Origin of the sequence: Empedobacter sp. UBA7252 (genome assembly GCF_002472765.1) — a bacterium.
Lineage (GTDB): Bacteria > Bacteroidota > Bacteroidia > Flavobacteriales > Weeksellaceae > Empedobacter > Empedobacter falsenii_B.
In genome coordinates, this window is sequence record NZ_DKSQ01000038.1 from 631 (window position 1) to 2,004 (window position 1,374).

General features: G+C 36.8%; 1 protein-coding gene. It reads left to right on the forward strand.

Going from position 1 to position 1,374, the window contains the following annotated elements; translation table 11 throughout:
* A partial coding sequence (locus tag B2X73_RS05170) for a right-handed parallel beta-helix repeat-containing protein (protein WP_291095907.1) occupies nt 1-1,374 on the forward strand: 1,374 nt, incomplete at both ends.

The window sequence follows — 1,374 nt, forward strand, 5'->3', positions numbered from 1 at the left end:
AGTTAATCAAGATCCAGGACCGGATGATGGAGGCAGCGTTGTTGATGTTAATGGTACAAAACTTATACACAAGTTTATTGATACGATTGATGTAAGTTACTTTGGGGTACATTCCTCCGTTCAAGACAATTCGATTGCTATTAATAAAGCAATTAACTACGCTAATGCCTCTAAGGTCACCCGTGTTGTAAATTATGCAGATATAACTGTTGTCGCAAAGGCTGTATCCAGAAGCGTTGGCTGTATCGAACTGAAATCTAATGTCTCATTTGAGAACTATGGAACTATCACCTTAATCCCTAATGCTTTGTCACAATATGCTATAATTGGGGGCGAAAACATCAGTAATTTTAATATTATTGTTGGTCGGATTATTGGTGACAATCCTGCGCATCAAGGCGACATACATGAGCATGGTATGGGGATTGGCCTAAAGAATGCTGCGAATTTTGTAATCAAAGATGGGAGTATAGCGCAATGTGCAGGCGATGGTATGTATTTATATGGAGATACATCTACCACTAATTACAATAAAGGCTGTTATAATGGAGATATCCGAAACGTCACCTGCGACAGCAATCGGAGAAATGGAAGTGCATTGATCTGTTGTGAAAATATTAGGGTCGAATCCTGTATTTTTAAAAATACATCTGGCAAAGATCCGATGTCTGGTTTAGATATTGAGCCTAATAATTATCAGAACTGTAAGAATATTACAGTCTCTAACTGTGAATTTATTGGTAATGTAGAATTGGGTTTGTCCATTGTTACGCATCAGGTGCAGGCAATTATTGACGGTGTGATCGTTACCAATTGTAAATTTGACAAGATTGTTCATGTATCCCAAAGTTCAACCGAACTTACATCAATGACTAAAAATATACTTTTTGATCGCTGTTCAATTGATGCAAAAGACTCCTACGGTATAAATTTGATCAATGGTGTGTCTGCTGTCAAAATTGAGAACTGCACTATTAACATGCAGAAGACCACTACCAATACAGACCCATGTGTAGGTATTCGGATATTCAAATCATCTGGCTGCGTGCTATTAAATAATATGATTAAATCAGACGGCACTGGAATTTTTGGAATTCAGCTTGAAGACATTGTGAATAATAACCACATTAGTAATAATACAGTGTCTGGGTTCACCTATGGAATTTTTGTTGCTGGAGGAGTGAATAATAGTGTTGAAGGTAATTATATTCACAATATTACTAATCGAGGAATATGGAATCACAGCTCAAGAGGAAGTATTGATCATAATGCATTGTTTAATATTGGATCTACTGGAATTGAACAGAATGGAGGCAGCCAAAATACTATTTCATTCAATTGGTGTTTCAATACAGGCACGTCTTACGCCGATAA